This window comes from Dyella sp. EPa41, assembly GCF_016586165.1.
Taxonomy (GTDB): Bacteria; Pseudomonadota; Gammaproteobacteria; order Xanthomonadales; family Rhodanobacteraceae; genus Dyella.
On record NZ_BCPR01000001.1, the window covers coordinates 149918 to 163943 of the forward strand.

General features: G+C 66.6%; 13 protein-coding genes. 8 read left to right on the forward strand and 5 right to left on the reverse strand.

Annotated elements, in window-relative coordinates; all coding sequences use genetic code 11:
• Positions 1-62: 62 nt before the first annotated feature.
• Entirely contained in the window at positions 63-713 is a 651-nt protein-coding gene (locus JMF82_RS00665) for a YdcF family protein (RefSeq protein ID WP_236585222.1), read from the forward strand.
• A 337-nt stretch (positions 714-1050) separates the two neighbouring features.
• Positions 1051-1953 (forward strand): oxygen-dependent coproporphyrinogen oxidase, encoded by a 903-nt coding sequence (gene hemF, locus JMF82_RS00670; RefSeq protein ID WP_201312603.1) that lies wholly within the window; start codon positions 1051-1053, stop codon positions 1951-1953.
• Positions 1954-2061: 108 nt separating this feature from the next.
• On the opposite strand, the gene JMF82_RS00675 is transcribed toward hemF, so the two are convergent.
• Positions 2062-2721 (reverse strand): hypothetical protein, encoded by a 660-nt coding sequence (locus JMF82_RS00675; protein ID WP_201312604.1) that lies wholly within the window; start codon positions 2719-2721, stop codon positions 2062-2064.
• 142 nt (positions 2722-2863) lie between these two features.
• On the opposite strand from JMF82_RS00675, the gene gpmA reads away from it, so the two are divergent.
• Together gpmA and JMF82_RS00685 are read left to right on the forward strand one after the other, a co-directional pair.
• Positions 2864-3607, forward strand: coding sequence for a 2,3-diphosphoglycerate-dependent phosphoglycerate mutase (gene gpmA / locus JMF82_RS00680; protein ID WP_236585223.1), 744 nt, complete (start codon positions 2864-2866; stop codon positions 3605-3607).
• Between the two features lie 113 nt (positions 3608-3720).
• Positions 3721-4242 (forward strand): DUF1453 domain-containing protein, encoded by a 522-nt coding sequence (locus JMF82_RS00685; RefSeq protein WP_201312606.1) that lies wholly within the window; start codon positions 3721-3723, stop codon positions 4240-4242.
• 6 nt (positions 4243-4248) lie between these two features.
• On the opposite strand, the gene glnK is transcribed toward JMF82_RS00685, so the two are convergent.
• Positions 4249-4587 carry a P-II family nitrogen regulator gene (gene glnK / locus JMF82_RS00690; protein WP_111984784.1) on the reverse strand — a complete coding sequence of 113 codons (339 nt, stop codon included), beginning with the start codon at positions 4585-4587 and terminating at the stop codon, positions 4249-4251.
• A gap of 191 nt (positions 4588-4778) precedes the next feature.
• Here glnK and JMF82_RS00695 point away from each other — a divergent pair, with 191 nt between their 5' ends.
• From JMF82_RS00695 to JMF82_RS00705, 3 genes are all read left to right on the forward strand, one after another.
• A complete protein-coding gene (locus tag JMF82_RS00695) occupies positions 4779-5027 on the forward strand; it encodes an accessory factor UbiK family protein (protein ID WP_201312607.1) in 249 nt (82 codons plus the stop codon).
• Between the two features lie 149 nt (positions 5028-5176).
• A complete protein-coding gene (locus tag JMF82_RS00700; RefSeq protein ID WP_201312608.1) occupies positions 5177-6676 on the forward strand; it encodes a YifB family Mg chelatase-like AAA ATPase in 1500 nt (499 codons plus the stop codon).
• Between the two features lie 314 nt (positions 6677-6990).
• Positions 6991-8790, forward strand: a complete 1800-nt coding sequence (locus JMF82_RS00705; protein WP_201312609.1) for a sodium:proton antiporter — start codon at positions 6991-6993, stop codon at positions 8788-8790.
• Between the two features lie 158 nt (positions 8791-8948).
• Here JMF82_RS00705 and aceA read toward each other — a convergent pair whose 3' ends face one another.
• Positions 8949-10253 (reverse strand): isocitrate lyase, encoded by a 1305-nt coding sequence (gene aceA / locus JMF82_RS00710; RefSeq protein WP_201312610.1) that lies wholly within the window; start codon positions 10251-10253, stop codon positions 8949-8951.
• Between the two features lie 128 nt (positions 10254-10381).
• A complete protein-coding gene (gene aceB / locus JMF82_RS00715) occupies positions 10382-11980 on the reverse strand; it encodes a malate synthase A (RefSeq protein ID WP_201312611.1) in 1599 nt (532 codons plus the stop codon).
• 124 nt (positions 11981-12104) lie between these two features.
• On the opposite strand from aceB, the gene JMF82_RS00720 reads away from it, so the two are divergent.
• Positions 12105-13145 carry a LysR family transcriptional regulator gene (locus JMF82_RS00720; protein WP_201312612.1) on the forward strand — a complete coding sequence of 347 codons (1041 nt, stop codon included), beginning with the start codon at positions 12105-12107 and terminating at the stop codon, positions 13143-13145.
• 161 nt (positions 13146-13306) lie between these two features.
• On the opposite strand, the gene JMF82_RS00725 is transcribed toward JMF82_RS00720, so the two are convergent.
• Complete coding sequence (locus JMF82_RS00725; protein WP_201312613.1) at positions 13307-13942, reverse strand: LysE family translocator; 636 nt, start codon at positions 13940-13942, stop codon at positions 13307-13309.
• Positions 13943-14026: the final 84 nt, after the last annotated feature.

The window sequence follows — 14026 nt, forward strand, 5'->3', positions numbered from 1 at the left end:
CTGTCGTGTCTTCCGTCGCTCCACTCAAACGCGGTCCCTGGCGCTATCTGAGCGATCGCGACGTGCTGCATGCCGCCGTGGTCACCCTGGTCGCCCTCGTGCTGAGCCTGGGCCTGGTCTGGCTCGGTTACCTCGTGCACGTGTGGCATGTGGCGGCGCGCAGCCCCCTGACCCTCTCGCGGCCGATGACCGTGCTCGTGTTCGGCCGTCGCCTGGTGCGCGACCAGCCCGAGACGGACTACCAGCTGCGCCTCGGGCGGGCGCTGGCGCTGATGCGCGCCGACATGACCGACCACGTGCTGCTGCTGGGCGGCCGCAGCGGCGGCAGCATCAGCGAGGCGGCAGCGGGCAGGGCGTGGCTGGCCGATCACGAACTGCCGCCCGGCGTCGTCCTGCAGCTGGAGCAGGCCTCCATCGACTCGCTGGAAAACCTCCGCCACGCACGTTCCCTGCTGCAGGAAGACGGCCCGGTGCTGCGCGTGCTGCCGCCGGTCGCACTGGTAAGCAGCCGCTATCACCTGGCGCGCTGCCAGCTGCTGGCGCGGCGACTGGGTTTCGACAGCGTCGTGGTGGCGGCCGAGCCGGCGTTCGAACTCAATCGTCGTTATCTGGTGCGCCTGCTGACCGAGTCCGGCTACCTGATGTGGATCGACATCGGCGTGCGCTGGGCACGATTGATCGGCCACCAGCGCATGGCACGCCGCATCAGCTGACGCGTCACGCCGCATCCTTACCTTGTAGGAGCGCACCCGGTGCGCGACCGCGCAATGCAACGAACCCCGCCGCCGCGGGCTCGGCGCGCACGGCATCGCCATAAGTCAGGGCGCCGGCGGAACGAAAACCTCTTCCCTCCTGTGGGAGCGCACCCAGTGCGCGACCGCCGCATCCGCCCGGCCTCGCCGGCTCGTCGCACACGGGCGCGCCTCAAAGGAAAAAATAGCTCCTGCGCGCGAATCGCCATGGACAGAACACCAGCGCGACTCCTCGCCGCACAGTCATGCGCTCCATGCTTGCTAAGCTTGCAGCTCTCGATCGAGTACGAGTGACGTGATGAGCCAGCAAGCCGACCAAGCCGAAACCTTCCTGCGCGAACTGCAGGATCGCATCTGCAACGCCATCGAACAGCTCGACGGCAAGGCTCGTTTCGAAGAAGACGCCTGGACGCGCCCCGCCGGCGGCGGCGGGCGTACGCGCGTACTGCGCGACGGCGCGATCTTCGAGCAGGCCGGCGTGAATTTCTCGCGCGTCCACGGTCATCAGTTGCCGCCCAGCGCCACGGCGCATCGCCCCGACCTGGCCGGCGGCAGCTTCATCGCCACCGGCGTGTCGCTGGTGCTGCATCCGCGCAACCCGAACGTGCCGACCACGCACGCCAACGTGCGCTACTTCGAAGCAAGCAAGGAAGGCGTCGACCCGGTGTGGTGGTTCGGCGGCGGGTTCGATCTCACGCCGTTCTATCCGCACGACGAAGATGTCGTGCACTGGCATACCGTCGCGCGCGACCTGTGCAAGCCCTATGGCGATGCGGTGTATCCGCGCTACAAGCAATGGTGCGACGAGTATTTCTACCTCAAGCACCGTGGCGAAACGCGTGGCGTCGGCGGCCTGTTCTACGACGATCTCAACGAAGGCGGCTTTGAGCGCTGCTTCGCCTTCACGCGTGACGTGGGCCAGGGTTTCCTCGACGCCTACCTGCCCATCGCCCAGCGACGCAAGGACACGCCCTACGGCGAGCGCGAACGCGAATTCCAGCTCTACCGCCGCGGGCGCTATGTGGAATTCAACCTGGTGTACGACCGCGGCACGCTGTTCGGCCTGCAGTCGGGCGGGCGCACCGAATCGATCCTGATGAGCCTGCCGCCGCGCGTGCGTTTCGAATACGCCTACCAGCCCGAAGCCGGATCGGCCGAAGCAAGGCTCAACGACTACCTAAAACCACGCGACTGGGTATGACGCCCATCGCGTGGCTCGCCTTCCCAGCGGAAACCGGAGCCAGGCGGCCCTGGGGGATGAAGCCGCAGGACGCCGGTCTTCGCTGGAAAGTCGAACCAGGCGCAAGACTTAGTTCGTCGGCACGTCGCCGCTGAACTTCGCCGGCGTCGCGCCCTTCACCGGGCCGATCTGCGCGGTATCGCTGACCTGCAGCACCACCTCGCGGCGAAACTCCAGCGTGCCCTGCACCACGGCGTGGGGGCCGATCACCACGTGCGGCAGGCGGCTGTTGTTGAAGTTGAACCAGCCGCCGGGCTTGTCGACCAGGATGCCGCCTTCCACGCGCGAATTGGCGCCGACGGTGATGTCGCCACTCACCGTGGAGATGCCGCCGCCCACGTGCGACGCATCGAGGTTGATGCCGCCGTTGACGGTGCCGGCCTTGCCGTTCACGTCCGTGCCTTTGCCGAGGTGGATCCCGCCATTGGTCGTGGTCACCGAACCGCTCACGCGGCTGGCGGCGCCGACGGTGATGGCGCCGTTGACGGTGTCCGCCGCGGTGGCCTGCACGTGCTCGCCCAGCTCGACCGAACCGTTCACGGTGCTGGCCTTCTGGATGACGGCGTTGTCGCCGACATGCACCGAACCATTCACCGTACTCACGTTGCCGGCGTGCTGGCCCGCTTCGACGCGGGCGGCGCCATTGACCTTGTCGATATCGTTGTCCGCGGCCTGCGCGACCAGGGGCAGCGCGAGGGCAAGGGCGAGGGCTAGCAGATGGCGATGCATGACGAACTCCATGAGGGTATTGACCCCACTAGGATGCGCCAGCACCGCCTGGGGTTTAGCATGACCTTCGACAGGGGCGGCCGATTTGACGAGCTCAAGGGGCGGCCTCACCATGCCAGGTTTCTCGCCGCGAATTCCCGCCATGTACAAGCTCGTACTCATCCGCCACGGCCAGTCCCAGTGGAACCTCGACAACCGCTTCAGCGGCTGGGCCGACGTGGACCTCACCGAACAGGGCATGGCTGAAGCCGCCGAGGCAGGCCGCCTGCTCAAGGCCGAAGGCTATGCCTTCGACATCGCCCACACCTCCGTGCTCAAGCGCGCCGTGCGCACGCTGTGGGGCGTGCTGGATGCGATGGACCAGATGTGGCTGCCCGTCGTCACCGACTGGCGCCTCAACGAGCGTCACTATGGCGGCCTCACGGGCCTCAACAAGGCCGAAACGGCCGCCAAGTACGGCGAGGACCAGGTGAAGGTCTGGCGCCGCAGCTACGACATCCCGCCCCCGCCGCTCGATCGCGCGAACAACGAGTCGGTGCACGACCCGCGTTACGCGAACCTCGACCCCTCGATGATTCCCGACACCGAGTGCCTGAAGGACACGGTCGAACGCGTGCTGCCCTACTGGCACGACGTGCTGGCGCCGGCGGTCCGCTCCGGCCAGCGCGTGGTCGTGGCCGCACACGGCAATTCGCTGCGCGCGCTGGTGAAGTACCTCGACAACATGTCCGACGAGGAAATCGTCGAGCTCAACATCCCCAACGGCGTGCCGCTGGTGTACGAGTTCGACGCCGACCTCAAGCCGATCCGCCATTACTACCTGGGCGACGCCGAGGCGATCGCCTCGAAGATGGCCGCGGTGGCCAACCAGGGCAAGGCGAAGTAAGCCGGAAGAGGCCGTCGCGGGTGACAGGCGTCATCCGCGATGGTTGCGCCGCGTCAGTCGTCGACGCGGGGGAGAGCCGATAAGCTCCCGGCATCCCAACGCGAGGTGCCGGCATGACCCCGAACATGATCTATGCGCTGATGATCCCGCTGATGGCCTTCGGCATCTGGCGCCGCGTGCGCGGAAGCTTTGGGCGGCAACCGGTCCGTCGCAAGCGGATGATCACGCGCATCGCATTCCTCAGCCTGATCGGTGGATTGATCGCGCTGGGCGGCCTGCACAATCCCCGTCTGCTGGAAGGCCTGCTCGGTGGCGCGCTGCTTGGCGTGGCACTGGGCGCGGTCGGCCTGCGGCTGACGCGTTTCGAGCGCGATGCCGGCGGCAACGATCTTTACATCCCGAACGCATGGATCGGCGGCATCCTCACCGTGCTGCTGGTGGGACGCCTGGCCTGGCGTTTCATCGTGGTCATGCCGCAGCTGCAAGACCCGGCGATGGCGCATTCGGCGCCGGCCATCGGCAACAGTCCGCTGACCCTGGCCATCTTCGGCCTCATCATCGGCTATTACCTGTGCTACTTCACCGGCCTGCTGGTGCACCACCGGCGTTTCGAGCGCGCCCAGGCCGCCGCCTGAGGCGGCTCAGAGCGCGTCGCTGTCCAGCTCGCCGGTACGGATGCGGATCACCTGTTCCAGCGGCGTCACGAAGATCTTGCCGTCGCCGATCTTACCGGTGCGTGCCGACTGCTGGATGGCTTCGACCACGCGATCGAGCTGCTCGTCGCCCACGGCGACCTCCAGCTTGATCTTGGGCAGGAAGTCGACCACGTATTCCGCGCCGCGGTACAGCTCGGTGTGACCCTTCTGCCGTCCGAAACCCTTCACCTCGGTCACGGTGATGCCCTGGACACCCACCTCGGCCAGCGCCTCGCGGACATCGTCCAGCTTGAACGGCTTGATGATCGCTACCACCAGCTTCATGGGTCTTCCTCGAATTCGTGGGTTATCCGGCATCGGGCCGTGATGTGGCATTTTGCCTGTCCACCCCCGCGGCTGTCGCCTGGGGTCGGTGCCGTGTAGGACAATGCCTACAGATTGAAGTGGAGCAGGCCGATGGTGGCGTTTAAAGACATGAATCTACACTTGGTTCCGACAAGTTCGAGGTGCTATCCATGATGGATAAGCAGGACATCGATCAACTTGCCCAGCGTCTAGTTTCGTTGGTTCCCACAGGATTGGCCCAGGCGCACCAGGATTTGCGCACCAACTTCGGCGATGTCCTGGCGCAGGGATTGCGCCGCCTCGACCTCGTCACCCGCGAGGAGTTTGAAGTCCAAGCCCAGCTTCTGGCGCGCACCCGCGCCAAGGTCGAGGCTCTGGAAAAGCGAATCGCAGAACTCGAGGCCAGCGCTGCCACCTGACGGGGCGTAGCGCGGCCCACGTCCCGGGAGCCGCCCCCGATCTGTCACCCTCACCCCGAGAACGGTCGGGGGCGGCTATTTTCACCGCTGGCTGCGCGAGGGAGTCGCTCCGTGTTTCAACCTGGCAGCCGCTCCGACACCCGTTCCGTATGAGCCTTGCCGTCACGCTCAGCCGTGCCCAGGAAGGTGTGGCTGCGCCCCAGGTGATGGTCGAGGTGCACCTGTCCGGCGGTCTGCCGGGCACGAATATCGTCGGCTTACCCGAAGCGGCCGTGCGCGAAGCACGTGACCGCGTGCGCGTGGCCATCCAGAACACGTCCTTCGAATACCCAAACCGCAAGGTCACCGTGAACCTGGCGCCCGCGGAGCTGCCCAAGGACGGTGGGCGCTTCGACCTGGCGATCGCGCTTGGAATCCTGGCCGCCGGCGGCCAGGTTCCGCGGGAGAAGCTGGACGACTGCGAATTCCTTGGCGAGCTGGCGCTGTCCGGTGCGCTGCGTGGCGTTTCGGGCGTATTGCCCGCCCTGCTGCGTGCGCGGGCCCGCGGCCGTCGCGTGGTGGTGCCTCGCGCCAATGCCGCAGAGGCTGCCCTGGTCTCCGATGCCGATGTACTGGTGGCCGACACCTTGGCCGAAGTGTGCGGCTGGCTGCGTGGCGCCCAGGATCTGGGCACGCCGACGGATCCACCGCCACCCGCCAGCGATGGCGGCGGGCCGGATCTGGCCGACGTGCGTGGTCAGCTGCAGGCGCGCCGCGCCCTGGAAATCGCCGCGACCGGCGGACATCACCTGCTGCTCAGCGGCCCGCCGGGAACCGGCAAGAGCATGCTGGCGGAGCGCCTGCCGGGCATTCTTCCGCCACTGACCGAGTCCGAGGCCCTGGAGACCTGTGCCGTGTTGTCGGTGGCCGGGCAAGCCGTGGATCCCCGGCATTGGCGGCGACGGCCGTTCCGCGCGCCGCACCATACGGCGTCCGCCGTGGCGCTGGTGGGTGGCGGTGCGATGCCCCGGCCAGGCGAAATCTCGCTGACGCACAATGGCGTGCTCTTTCTCGACGAGCTGCCGGAGTTCGGCCGGCACGTGCTCGATGTGCTGCGCGAACCCATGGAGTCCGGTCATATCGTGGTGTCACGCGCGGCGCGGCAATCCACCTTTCCGGCCCAGTTCCAGCTGGTCGCGGCGATGAACCCGTGTCCATGCGGGTATGCGGGCGACCCCCGGCACTCCTGCCAGTGCACGCCCGACCAGGTGCAGCGGTACCGTGCGCGTATCTCCGGACCTTTGCTGGATCGTATCGACCTGGGCGTGGAAGTGGCGCGCGTGCCGCTGGGCGAGTTGGGGGCTCCGCGTGGCGCGCAGGACGAGGATTCGGCAACCGTGCGCGCGCGGGTGATGAAGGCGCGGCAGCATGCCTTGATGCGTGCCGGGCGCCCGAACGCGGAAATCAGCACGCGCGAACTGGAGCGTGACTGCGCGTTGGGACCGGCCGAGCGCCGCTGGTTCGATGCGGCGCTGGAACGCCTGGGGCTGTCGGCGCGGGCTTATCACCGGACGTTGCGGGTGGCGCGGACGATCGCCGATCTGGATGGTGGCGCGGCCTTGCTGGACCGCGCGCATCTGGCGGAAGCGCTCACCTATCGCCGGTTTTGAGCGACGCCTTGGTTACCCGCCGCGGGCCGGCTGATCGCCCATCGGATGCGCTCCTGCCGGGCGTGCTGAGGGCGTTTGGGTAATTTTTGAACTGATGGGTATTGACTTGTCGGGGCTGGGGCGTATTATCTGTACCCGCTAGTTCTTTATTGAACTCAGCCTGCCACCCCGGTATCGGTACTCCCTCCCCCTCCCCCCGTCCGATACCGGGGTTCGGCCTTTCTCCCTACTTCTCCAGAACCGTCGTCAAACGATGGACGACACCACGGCGCGCATGCTCCGATAGCCGCGTCTGGGCGCTCGAGGGACCGTGCATGGCGGCTGACCTGGGACTGTTGCTGGTGGGCATGCTGGGCATCGGGTTTCTTGCCCAATGGCTGGCCTGGCGGGTGCGGCTGCCGGCGATCCTGTTCCTGCTGCTAGCCGGCATCCTGATGGGGCCGGTGGTCGGTGCGCTGCAGCCCGACCGGTTGCTGGGGCCGCTGCTGTTTCCCATCGTGTCGCTGGCGGTTTCGCTGATCCTGTTCGAGGGCAGCCTGACCCTGCGCTTCGGCGAGCTGCGCGAGATCGGCCGCGTGGTGCGAGGGCTGGTGACCTACGGTGCGGTGATCGCGGTGCTGCTGCTGGCGGTCGCGGCGCACTATCTCGCCGGCTTGAGCTGGGAAGTGGCGCTGCTGTTCGGTGCCCTCACCTGCGTGACCGGGCCCACCGTGATCGCGCCGATGCTGCGCACCGTGCGCCCCAACGCGCGCATCGCCAACACCTTGCGCTGGGAAGGCATCGTGATCGATCCGCTCGGCGCGTTGTTCGCGGTGCTGGTGTTCGAGGCGATCGCCTCCCATCAGGAAGGCCGCACCATCGGCGTGTTCCTGGCGGTGCTGGCGAGTGGCACCGTGGTCGGCTTGCTGGCGGCGTGGCTGCTGGCGTTCCTCCTGCGTCGGCAGATGATTCCCGAGTACCTGCAGAACTACGGTGCGCTGGTCACCGTGTTGCTGGCGTTCTCGTTGTCCAATGCCGTCACGCATGAGTCGGGCCTGTTGACGGTGACGGTCATGGGTATCGCGCTGGGCAACATGCGCGACGTCCATATCGACGACATTCTCGACTTCAAGGAAAACCTCACCACCCTGCTGGTCTCCAGCCTTTTCATCCTGCTTGCGGCGCGGCTGACGTGGCCCTTGCCCGGCGGCGTGCTGGGTTCCGGCGTAGCGATCTTCCTGGTGGCGCAGCTGGTGGTGCGTCCGGTCACCGTGGCCATCGCGACCGCCGGCAGTACCTTGAGCTGGCGCGAGCGCGCCTTGATTGGATGGGTGGCGCCGCGCGGCATCGTGGCCGCTGCCGTCTCCGCGGTATTTGCGTTGCGCCTGGATGAGCTGGGGTTGCCGGGTGCCAAACAGCTGGTGCCGCTGGTGTTTCTGCTGATCATCGGCACGGTGCTGCTGCAGAGCGCGACGGCGCGCCCGCTGGCGCGCTGGCTGAACGTGGCCGAGCCCGATCCGACCGGCGTGCTCATCTACGGTGCGGATACCGCGGCACGACAGGTGGCGCGCGCCCTGGTGGACGCCGGCTTTCGCGTGGTCGTTGCCGATGAGCAATGGCAAGGCATCCGCCTGGCGCGCATGGAAGGTTTGAATACCTTCTTCGGCCATCCGGCGACAACGTATGCCGAGCGTCATCTTGATCTGTCCGGTATCGGGCGACTGCTGGCGATGTCCGCCAATCGCGAGCGCAACGCTCTCGCCTGCGTGTACTACCGACAGGAATTCGGCCGTGGCCGCGTCTACCGGCTGCTGGTGGAAGACACGCAGCAGGCGCACGAACGCACGCAACTGGGTGGCCACCTGCTGGCGCCCGCGTTGTTCGACGCCACGATGACGCACGAGCGGTTCGAGGAGCGCCTGGTCGAAGGCTGGACGATCAAGTCGACGCGGCTGACGGCAACGTTCGACTGGCCGCATTTCATCGAGCAGTACGGCTCGAGCACGGTGCTGCTGTTCGGCGTCGAGGAAAAAGGCGCCTTGCGCATCGCGTCGGTGAAGCGCGAACTGGAGCCCAGGCCCGGCTGGCTGATCACCGCGCTGGTGCCGCCTCAACCGCTGCGTCCGGCCACCTGACGGCTGCGGCTTCCCTGCGCGGCGCGCGCAGGGAGCGCAGGACAGGGCCGCGCTCCCCGCGCACGCGCCAGCGTCCTTGCCGGCTCACGCGACGGGAATCCCAGGGCCTGTCAACGCTCCCGGCGCGAGCTACGCCCATAGCGTCAACAGACCCTGGATCACGCCGCACTGGCGTGACGGGAGGCGTGGAACTGCGCCTCCTCGGTGGAACCCTTGAGCGCGGTGGTGGACGACTGGCCCTGCTGGATGGCCTGGGTCACGGCGTCGAAGTAGCCCGTGCCGACTTCGCGCTGGTGCTTCACCGCGGTGAAGCCCCGCTCGGCGGCGGCAAACTCCTTCTCCTGCAGTTCCACGAAGGCGCTCATCTGGCGGCGAGCATAGCCGTAGGCGAGGTCGAACATGCCGTAGTTGAGGCTGTGGAAGCCAGCCAGGGTGATGAACTGGAACTTGTAACCCATCGCGCCCAGTTCCTTCTGGAAGGTCGCGATGGTGGCGTCGTCCAGGTTCTTCTTCCAGTTGAAGCTGGGCGAGCAGTTGTAGGCCAGCAGCTTGCCGGGATACTTCGCGTGGATCGCTTGGGCGAACTTGCGCGCCTCTTCCAGGTTGGGCTTGCTGGTCTCGCACCACACGAGATCGGCATACGGCGCATACGCCAGGCCGCGGCTGATGGCCTGGTCGATGCCGGGACGAACACGGAAGAAGCCTTCCACCGTGCGCTCTCCGGTGACGAACGGCTTGTCGTTGTCGTCGATGTCGGAGGTGAGCAGATCCGCGGCGTCCGCGTCGGTGCGCGCGACGATCAGCGTGGGCACGCCGAGCACGTCGGCGGCGAGGCGCGCGGCATTGAGCTTGTCCACCGCCTCGCGCGTCGGCACCAGCACCTTGCCGCCCATGTGGCCGCACTTCTTCACCGAGGCCAGCTGGTCTTCGAAGTGCACGCCGGCGGCGCCCGCCTCGATCATCGCCTTCATCAGTTCGAACGCGTTGAGCACGCCGCCGAAGCCCGCTTCCGCGTCGGCCACGATCGGCACCATCCAGTCGATCTCGTCGGTGCCTTCGGCATGATGCAGCTGGTCGGCGCGCAGCAGCGTGTTGTTGATGCGCTTCACCACCTGCGGCACGGAATTGGCCGGATACAGCGACTGGTCGGGATACATCTCGCCGGCGAGGTTCGCATCGGCGGCCACCTGCCAGCCGCTGAGATAGATCGCCTGCAGGCCGGCCTTCACCTGCTGCATGGCCTGGTTGCCGGTGAGTGCGCCGAGCGCGTTGACGAAATCCTCCTGGTGCAGCGACTTCCACAGGCGCTCGGCGCCACGGCGGGCCAGGGAATGCTCCACCGGCACGGTGCCGCGCAGGCGGGCGACATCGTCGGCGCCGTAGTTGCGCTGGATATCGTTCCAACGGGGGTTGTTCTTCCAGTCGAGCGCGATCTGTTCGGTGGTGGGCAGCGTGTTCTTCATGACATCACTCCGTTGCATAGGCGAATGCGTTGTGGGAGCGCACCCTGTGCGCGACCGCGGAGCAGTGGCGCATCGCTTCGTCAGGTTGTCGCGCACAGGGTGCGCTCCCACAGGGTTTGGCCTGGCGATCAGGCGAGCTGTTCGTAGGCGGCCAGGGTGAGGAAATCGCCGAGTTCGTCGGCGTGCGTGAGCTGCCTGAGCAAGGCGGCAGCCTGTTCCGCGCGATGCGCGCAAGGGCCGTTGCCTTCGAGCAGGCGATGCGTGTGCTTGGTCAGCGAGTGGTCGAACAACGCGAAGTCGATCGGCGCGTGGTCGGTGAATTCCAGCGGCCCCAGGTGCAGCCACTGCCACAGCTGGGCGCGTGCGATCTCGGCGGTGGCGGCGTCTTCCATCAGGTGATGGATCGGCACGCAGCCCTGCCCGTCCAGCCACGACGCGGTGTAGCGCAGCGCCACTTCCACGTTGTTGTCGAAGCCTTCGCGCGTGATCGTGCCGCTGCACGGCGCGATCAGCTGGCCACCTTGCACGTCGACGTCGGCGCGCACCACGTTGAGCTGGTTCGGCGAAGGCATGTACCTGTCGAACACCTCCTGCGCCACCGGCACCAGCGCGGGATGCGCAACCCAGGTGCCGTCATGGCCCGCCTGCACTTCGCGCAGCTTGTCGGCGCGCACCTTGGCCAGCGCGGCCTCGTTCGCGGCGTCGTCGCCCTTGATCGGTATCTGCGCGGCCATGCCGCCCATGGCGAAGGCGCCGCGGCGATGGCAGGTCTGGATCAGCAGTTCCGAATAGGCCTTCAGGAATGGCACCGTCATCTGCACCTGGCCACGATCGGGCAGCAGGCGGTCGCGGTGCGCGCGGAAGGTCTTCAGGTAGGAAAAGATGTAATCCCAGCGGCCACAGTTGAGGCCGACGATGCGGCCACGCAGTGCGTGCAGGATCTCGTGCATCTGGAACACCGCCGGCAGTGTTTCGATCAGCACGGTGACCTTCATGGACTCCGGCGGCAGGTCGAGCGCGGCTTCGGTCGCGGCCATCACTTCGTCCCACAGCGCCGCCTCTTCCATCGCCTGCAGTTTGGGCAGGTAGAAGTACGGGCCGCGGTCGCGCGCGTTGAGCTTGCGGGCGTTGTGGAAGGCGAACAGGCCAAAGTCCACCAGCGCGCCGGACATCGGCTCGCCGTCGACCGTGATGTGGCGCTCCGGCAGATGCCAGCCGCGCGGACGCACGATCAGCACGGCCGGGTTGTCGTTGACGCGGTAGTGCTTGCCTTCCGGCGAGGTGTACTCGATCGAACCGGCGACCGCGTCGCGCAGGTTGATCTGGCCGTCGATCTGGTTGGCGAAGCTGGGTGCCGAGGAATCCTCGAAGTCGGCCATGAACACCTTCGCGCCGGAATTCAGCGCGTTGATGATCATCTTGCGCTCGACCGGTCCGGTGATCTCCACGCGGCGATCGCGCAGGGCGGCCGGGATGGGGGCGACGGTCCAGTGGCCTTCGCGGATGGCCGCCGTGTCGGGGCGGAAGTCGGGCAGCTCGCCGGCATCGAAGCGGGCCTGCCGGGCATGGCGTGCGGCCAGCAGCACACGGCGGCAACCATCGAACTGGCGGTGCAGCTGCGCCAGGAAGGCGAGGGCCTCCGGGGTGAGGATGGCGCTGTGCTCGCGCCCGACCGAACCCTCGACCTGGGCCGGCGACAGGGTGATGCGTTCCTTGGGGACAGCCATGACCGATCTCCGCGATGACGATGGGATGACACTAGGTCACGGAAACTTGCTTTGACAAAGCAAATGTTTCAATTTTTGATATTGTTATTCTTAATACGTATCGCAACTTGTTGAGTTGAAAGGCATGAAGATCACCGAAAAGCGGCTGAACAGACCGAAAAAAGCGCGCGTCGGCCCTTCGGCGCGCCGAAAAGACGATCGCGAGGAAGGGGCAGGGGCGGGACGCTACTACTACAAGGGCAATCGCCAGAAGCAGATGCGCGCCTTCGTCTACACGGTGAAGCTGGGCACGCTGACCCGCGCCGCCGAGGCCCTGTACCTGTCTCAACCCACCGTGAGCCTCCAGCTGCAGGCGCTGGAGCGGGAGCTGGGTGTGAACCTGCTGGAGCGCCGGCGCCGCCGCATCAACCTCACCGACGCAGGTGAAGCGCTTTACGAGCTGGCGCGCCCGCTGGTCGAGGGTTGGGAGAACCTCGACCGCGACTTCCAGGCCAAGGTGAAGGGCTTGCAGGGCGGGCGACTGACCATCGCGGCGGGCACGTCGACCATCCAGTACCTGCTGCCCGACCTGGTGCGGCGCTATCGCGAGCAATTTCCCGACGTGCAGTTGCAGCTCGCCAACGTGACCGGCAAGGACGGCCTCGCGCTGCTGCGCGCCGACGAGGCGGATTTCGCGGTGGGTTCGATGCTGGACGTGCCCAATGACATCGCCTGGGCGCCGGTCTATCACTACGACCCCATGCTGATCACGCCACTCGACCACCCGCTGGCATCGAAGGACTCGCTGACATTGCAGGATCTCTCGCCTTACGGCCTGATCCTGCCACCACAACGTTTGTCCACCTACCGGCTGGTGGACCTGGTGTTCCAGCAGCGACAGGTGCCCTATCGCGTGGCGATCGAAGTGGGTGGCTGGGACGTGATCAAGGAATACGTGGCGATGGGGCTGGGCATTTCCATCGTGACCGGCATCTGCATCACCGAGTCGGACCGTTCGCGTTTGGCCGTCCGAAACATGAAGCAGTATTTCCCGCAGCGCAGCTACGGCGTGGTGATGCGCAAGGGCAAGTTCCTCAGCGCGGAGGCGAGGGCGTTCGTGGACCTGGTGCGGCCGGGCTTGCTGACCTATCGCGATTACGACGAGTCGGGCCATTCCGAGCGTTGATCGCGCAAAGCCCCTTTTGTGGGAGCGCACCCTGTGCGCGACGACCGACGGAGCGGTGAAGCGGCACCGTTGCGCGATCGCGACATCGGATGTTGCGATGAGGCGGAGCGCGGCGGTCGCGCACAGGGTGCGCTCCCACAAAAGGAGCGAGCCTCGCCGGGTTACGCCTGCCGCTGCAGCGCCAGCTTCACGCCGAAGCCCAGCAGCACGGTGCCGCACGCGCGATCCATCCACTGGCCCAAGCGCGGCCGCGTGGTGAGCAGGTGGTGGATGTGGCCTCCCAGCAGCGCGAGCACCATCGACCACAATGTGCCGGTGCCAATGAAACTCAGGCCGAGCACCAGCAGGCCGAGCTGCGGATGAGCCGCGTGCATCGACACGAACTGCGGCAGGAATGCAAGGAAGAACAGTGCCACCTTCGGGTTGAGCACATTGGTGAGCATGCCCTGCCGGAACGCGGCGCCCAGACCCTTGCCGCGCGTCACCGTGGGTTGCCGTGCGCTACCGCGTGCCAGCAGCATGCGCAGGCCGATCCACACGAGGTAGGCGGCGCCGAGATACTTCAGCACGCTGAAGGCGAGTGCGGAGGTCATGAGGATCGCCGAAATGCCCAGCACTGCAGCCAGCGTGTGCACGATGCAGCCGGCATTGATGCCAAGCGCCGCCATCGCCCCCACCACGCGGCCTTCGCGGCCGCTGCGGGTGAGGATGTAGAAGGTATCCAGCCCCGGCGTCAGGTTCAGCGCGATGCAGGCGAGCAGGAACGCGTCGAAATGCTGGATGCCTAGCGAAGTCACCGGGATTACCTGCTAAGTGAATGACTGCACTCCTCGAGAAGTGCAGCCATGGATGGCTGCTTCTTGGTCTTCGCGGTCACGGAT

Excerpts from the sequence above, each read along its gene's own strand:
- aceA (WP_201312610.1), bottom strand. The coding sequence starts at position 10,253 with ATGAAGAACACGCTGCCCACCACCGAACAGATCGCGCTCGACTGGAAG.
- JMF82_RS00705 (WP_201312609.1), top strand. The coding sequence starts at position 6,991 with ATGGCGGCTGACCTGGGACTGTTGCTGGTGGGCATGCTGGGCATCGGG.
- JMF82_RS00720 (WP_201312612.1), top strand. The coding sequence starts at position 12,105 with ATGAAGATCACCGAAAAGCGGCTGAACAGACCGAAAAAAGCGCGCGTC.
- JMF82_RS00695 (WP_201312607.1), top strand. The coding sequence starts at position 4,779 with ATGATGGATAAGCAGGACATCGATCAACTTGCCCAGCGTCTAGTTTCG.
- gpmA (WP_236585223.1), top strand. The coding sequence starts at position 2,864 with ATGTACAAGCTCGTACTCATCCGCCACGGCCAGTCCCAGTGGAACCTC.
- hemF (WP_201312603.1), top strand. The coding sequence starts at position 1,051 with ATGAGCCAGCAAGCCGACCAAGCCGAAACCTTCCTGCGCGAACTGCAG.
- glnK (WP_111984784.1), bottom strand. The coding sequence starts at position 4,587 with ATGAAGCTGGTGGTAGCGATCATCAAGCCGTTCAAGCTGGACGATGTC.
- aceB (WP_201312611.1), bottom strand. The coding sequence starts at position 11,980 with ATGGCTGTCCCCAAGGAACGCATCACCCTGTCGCCGGCCCAGGTCGAG.
- JMF82_RS00675 (WP_201312604.1), bottom strand. The coding sequence starts at position 2,721 with ATGCATCGCCATCTGCTAGCCCTCGCCCTTGCCCTCGCGCTGCCCCTG.
- JMF82_RS00700 (WP_201312608.1), top strand. The coding sequence starts at position 5,177 with ATGAGCCTTGCCGTCACGCTCAGCCGTGCCCAGGAAGGTGTGGCTGCG.
- JMF82_RS00685 (WP_201312606.1), top strand. The coding sequence starts at position 3,721 with ATGACCCCGAACATGATCTATGCGCTGATGATCCCGCTGATGGCCTTC.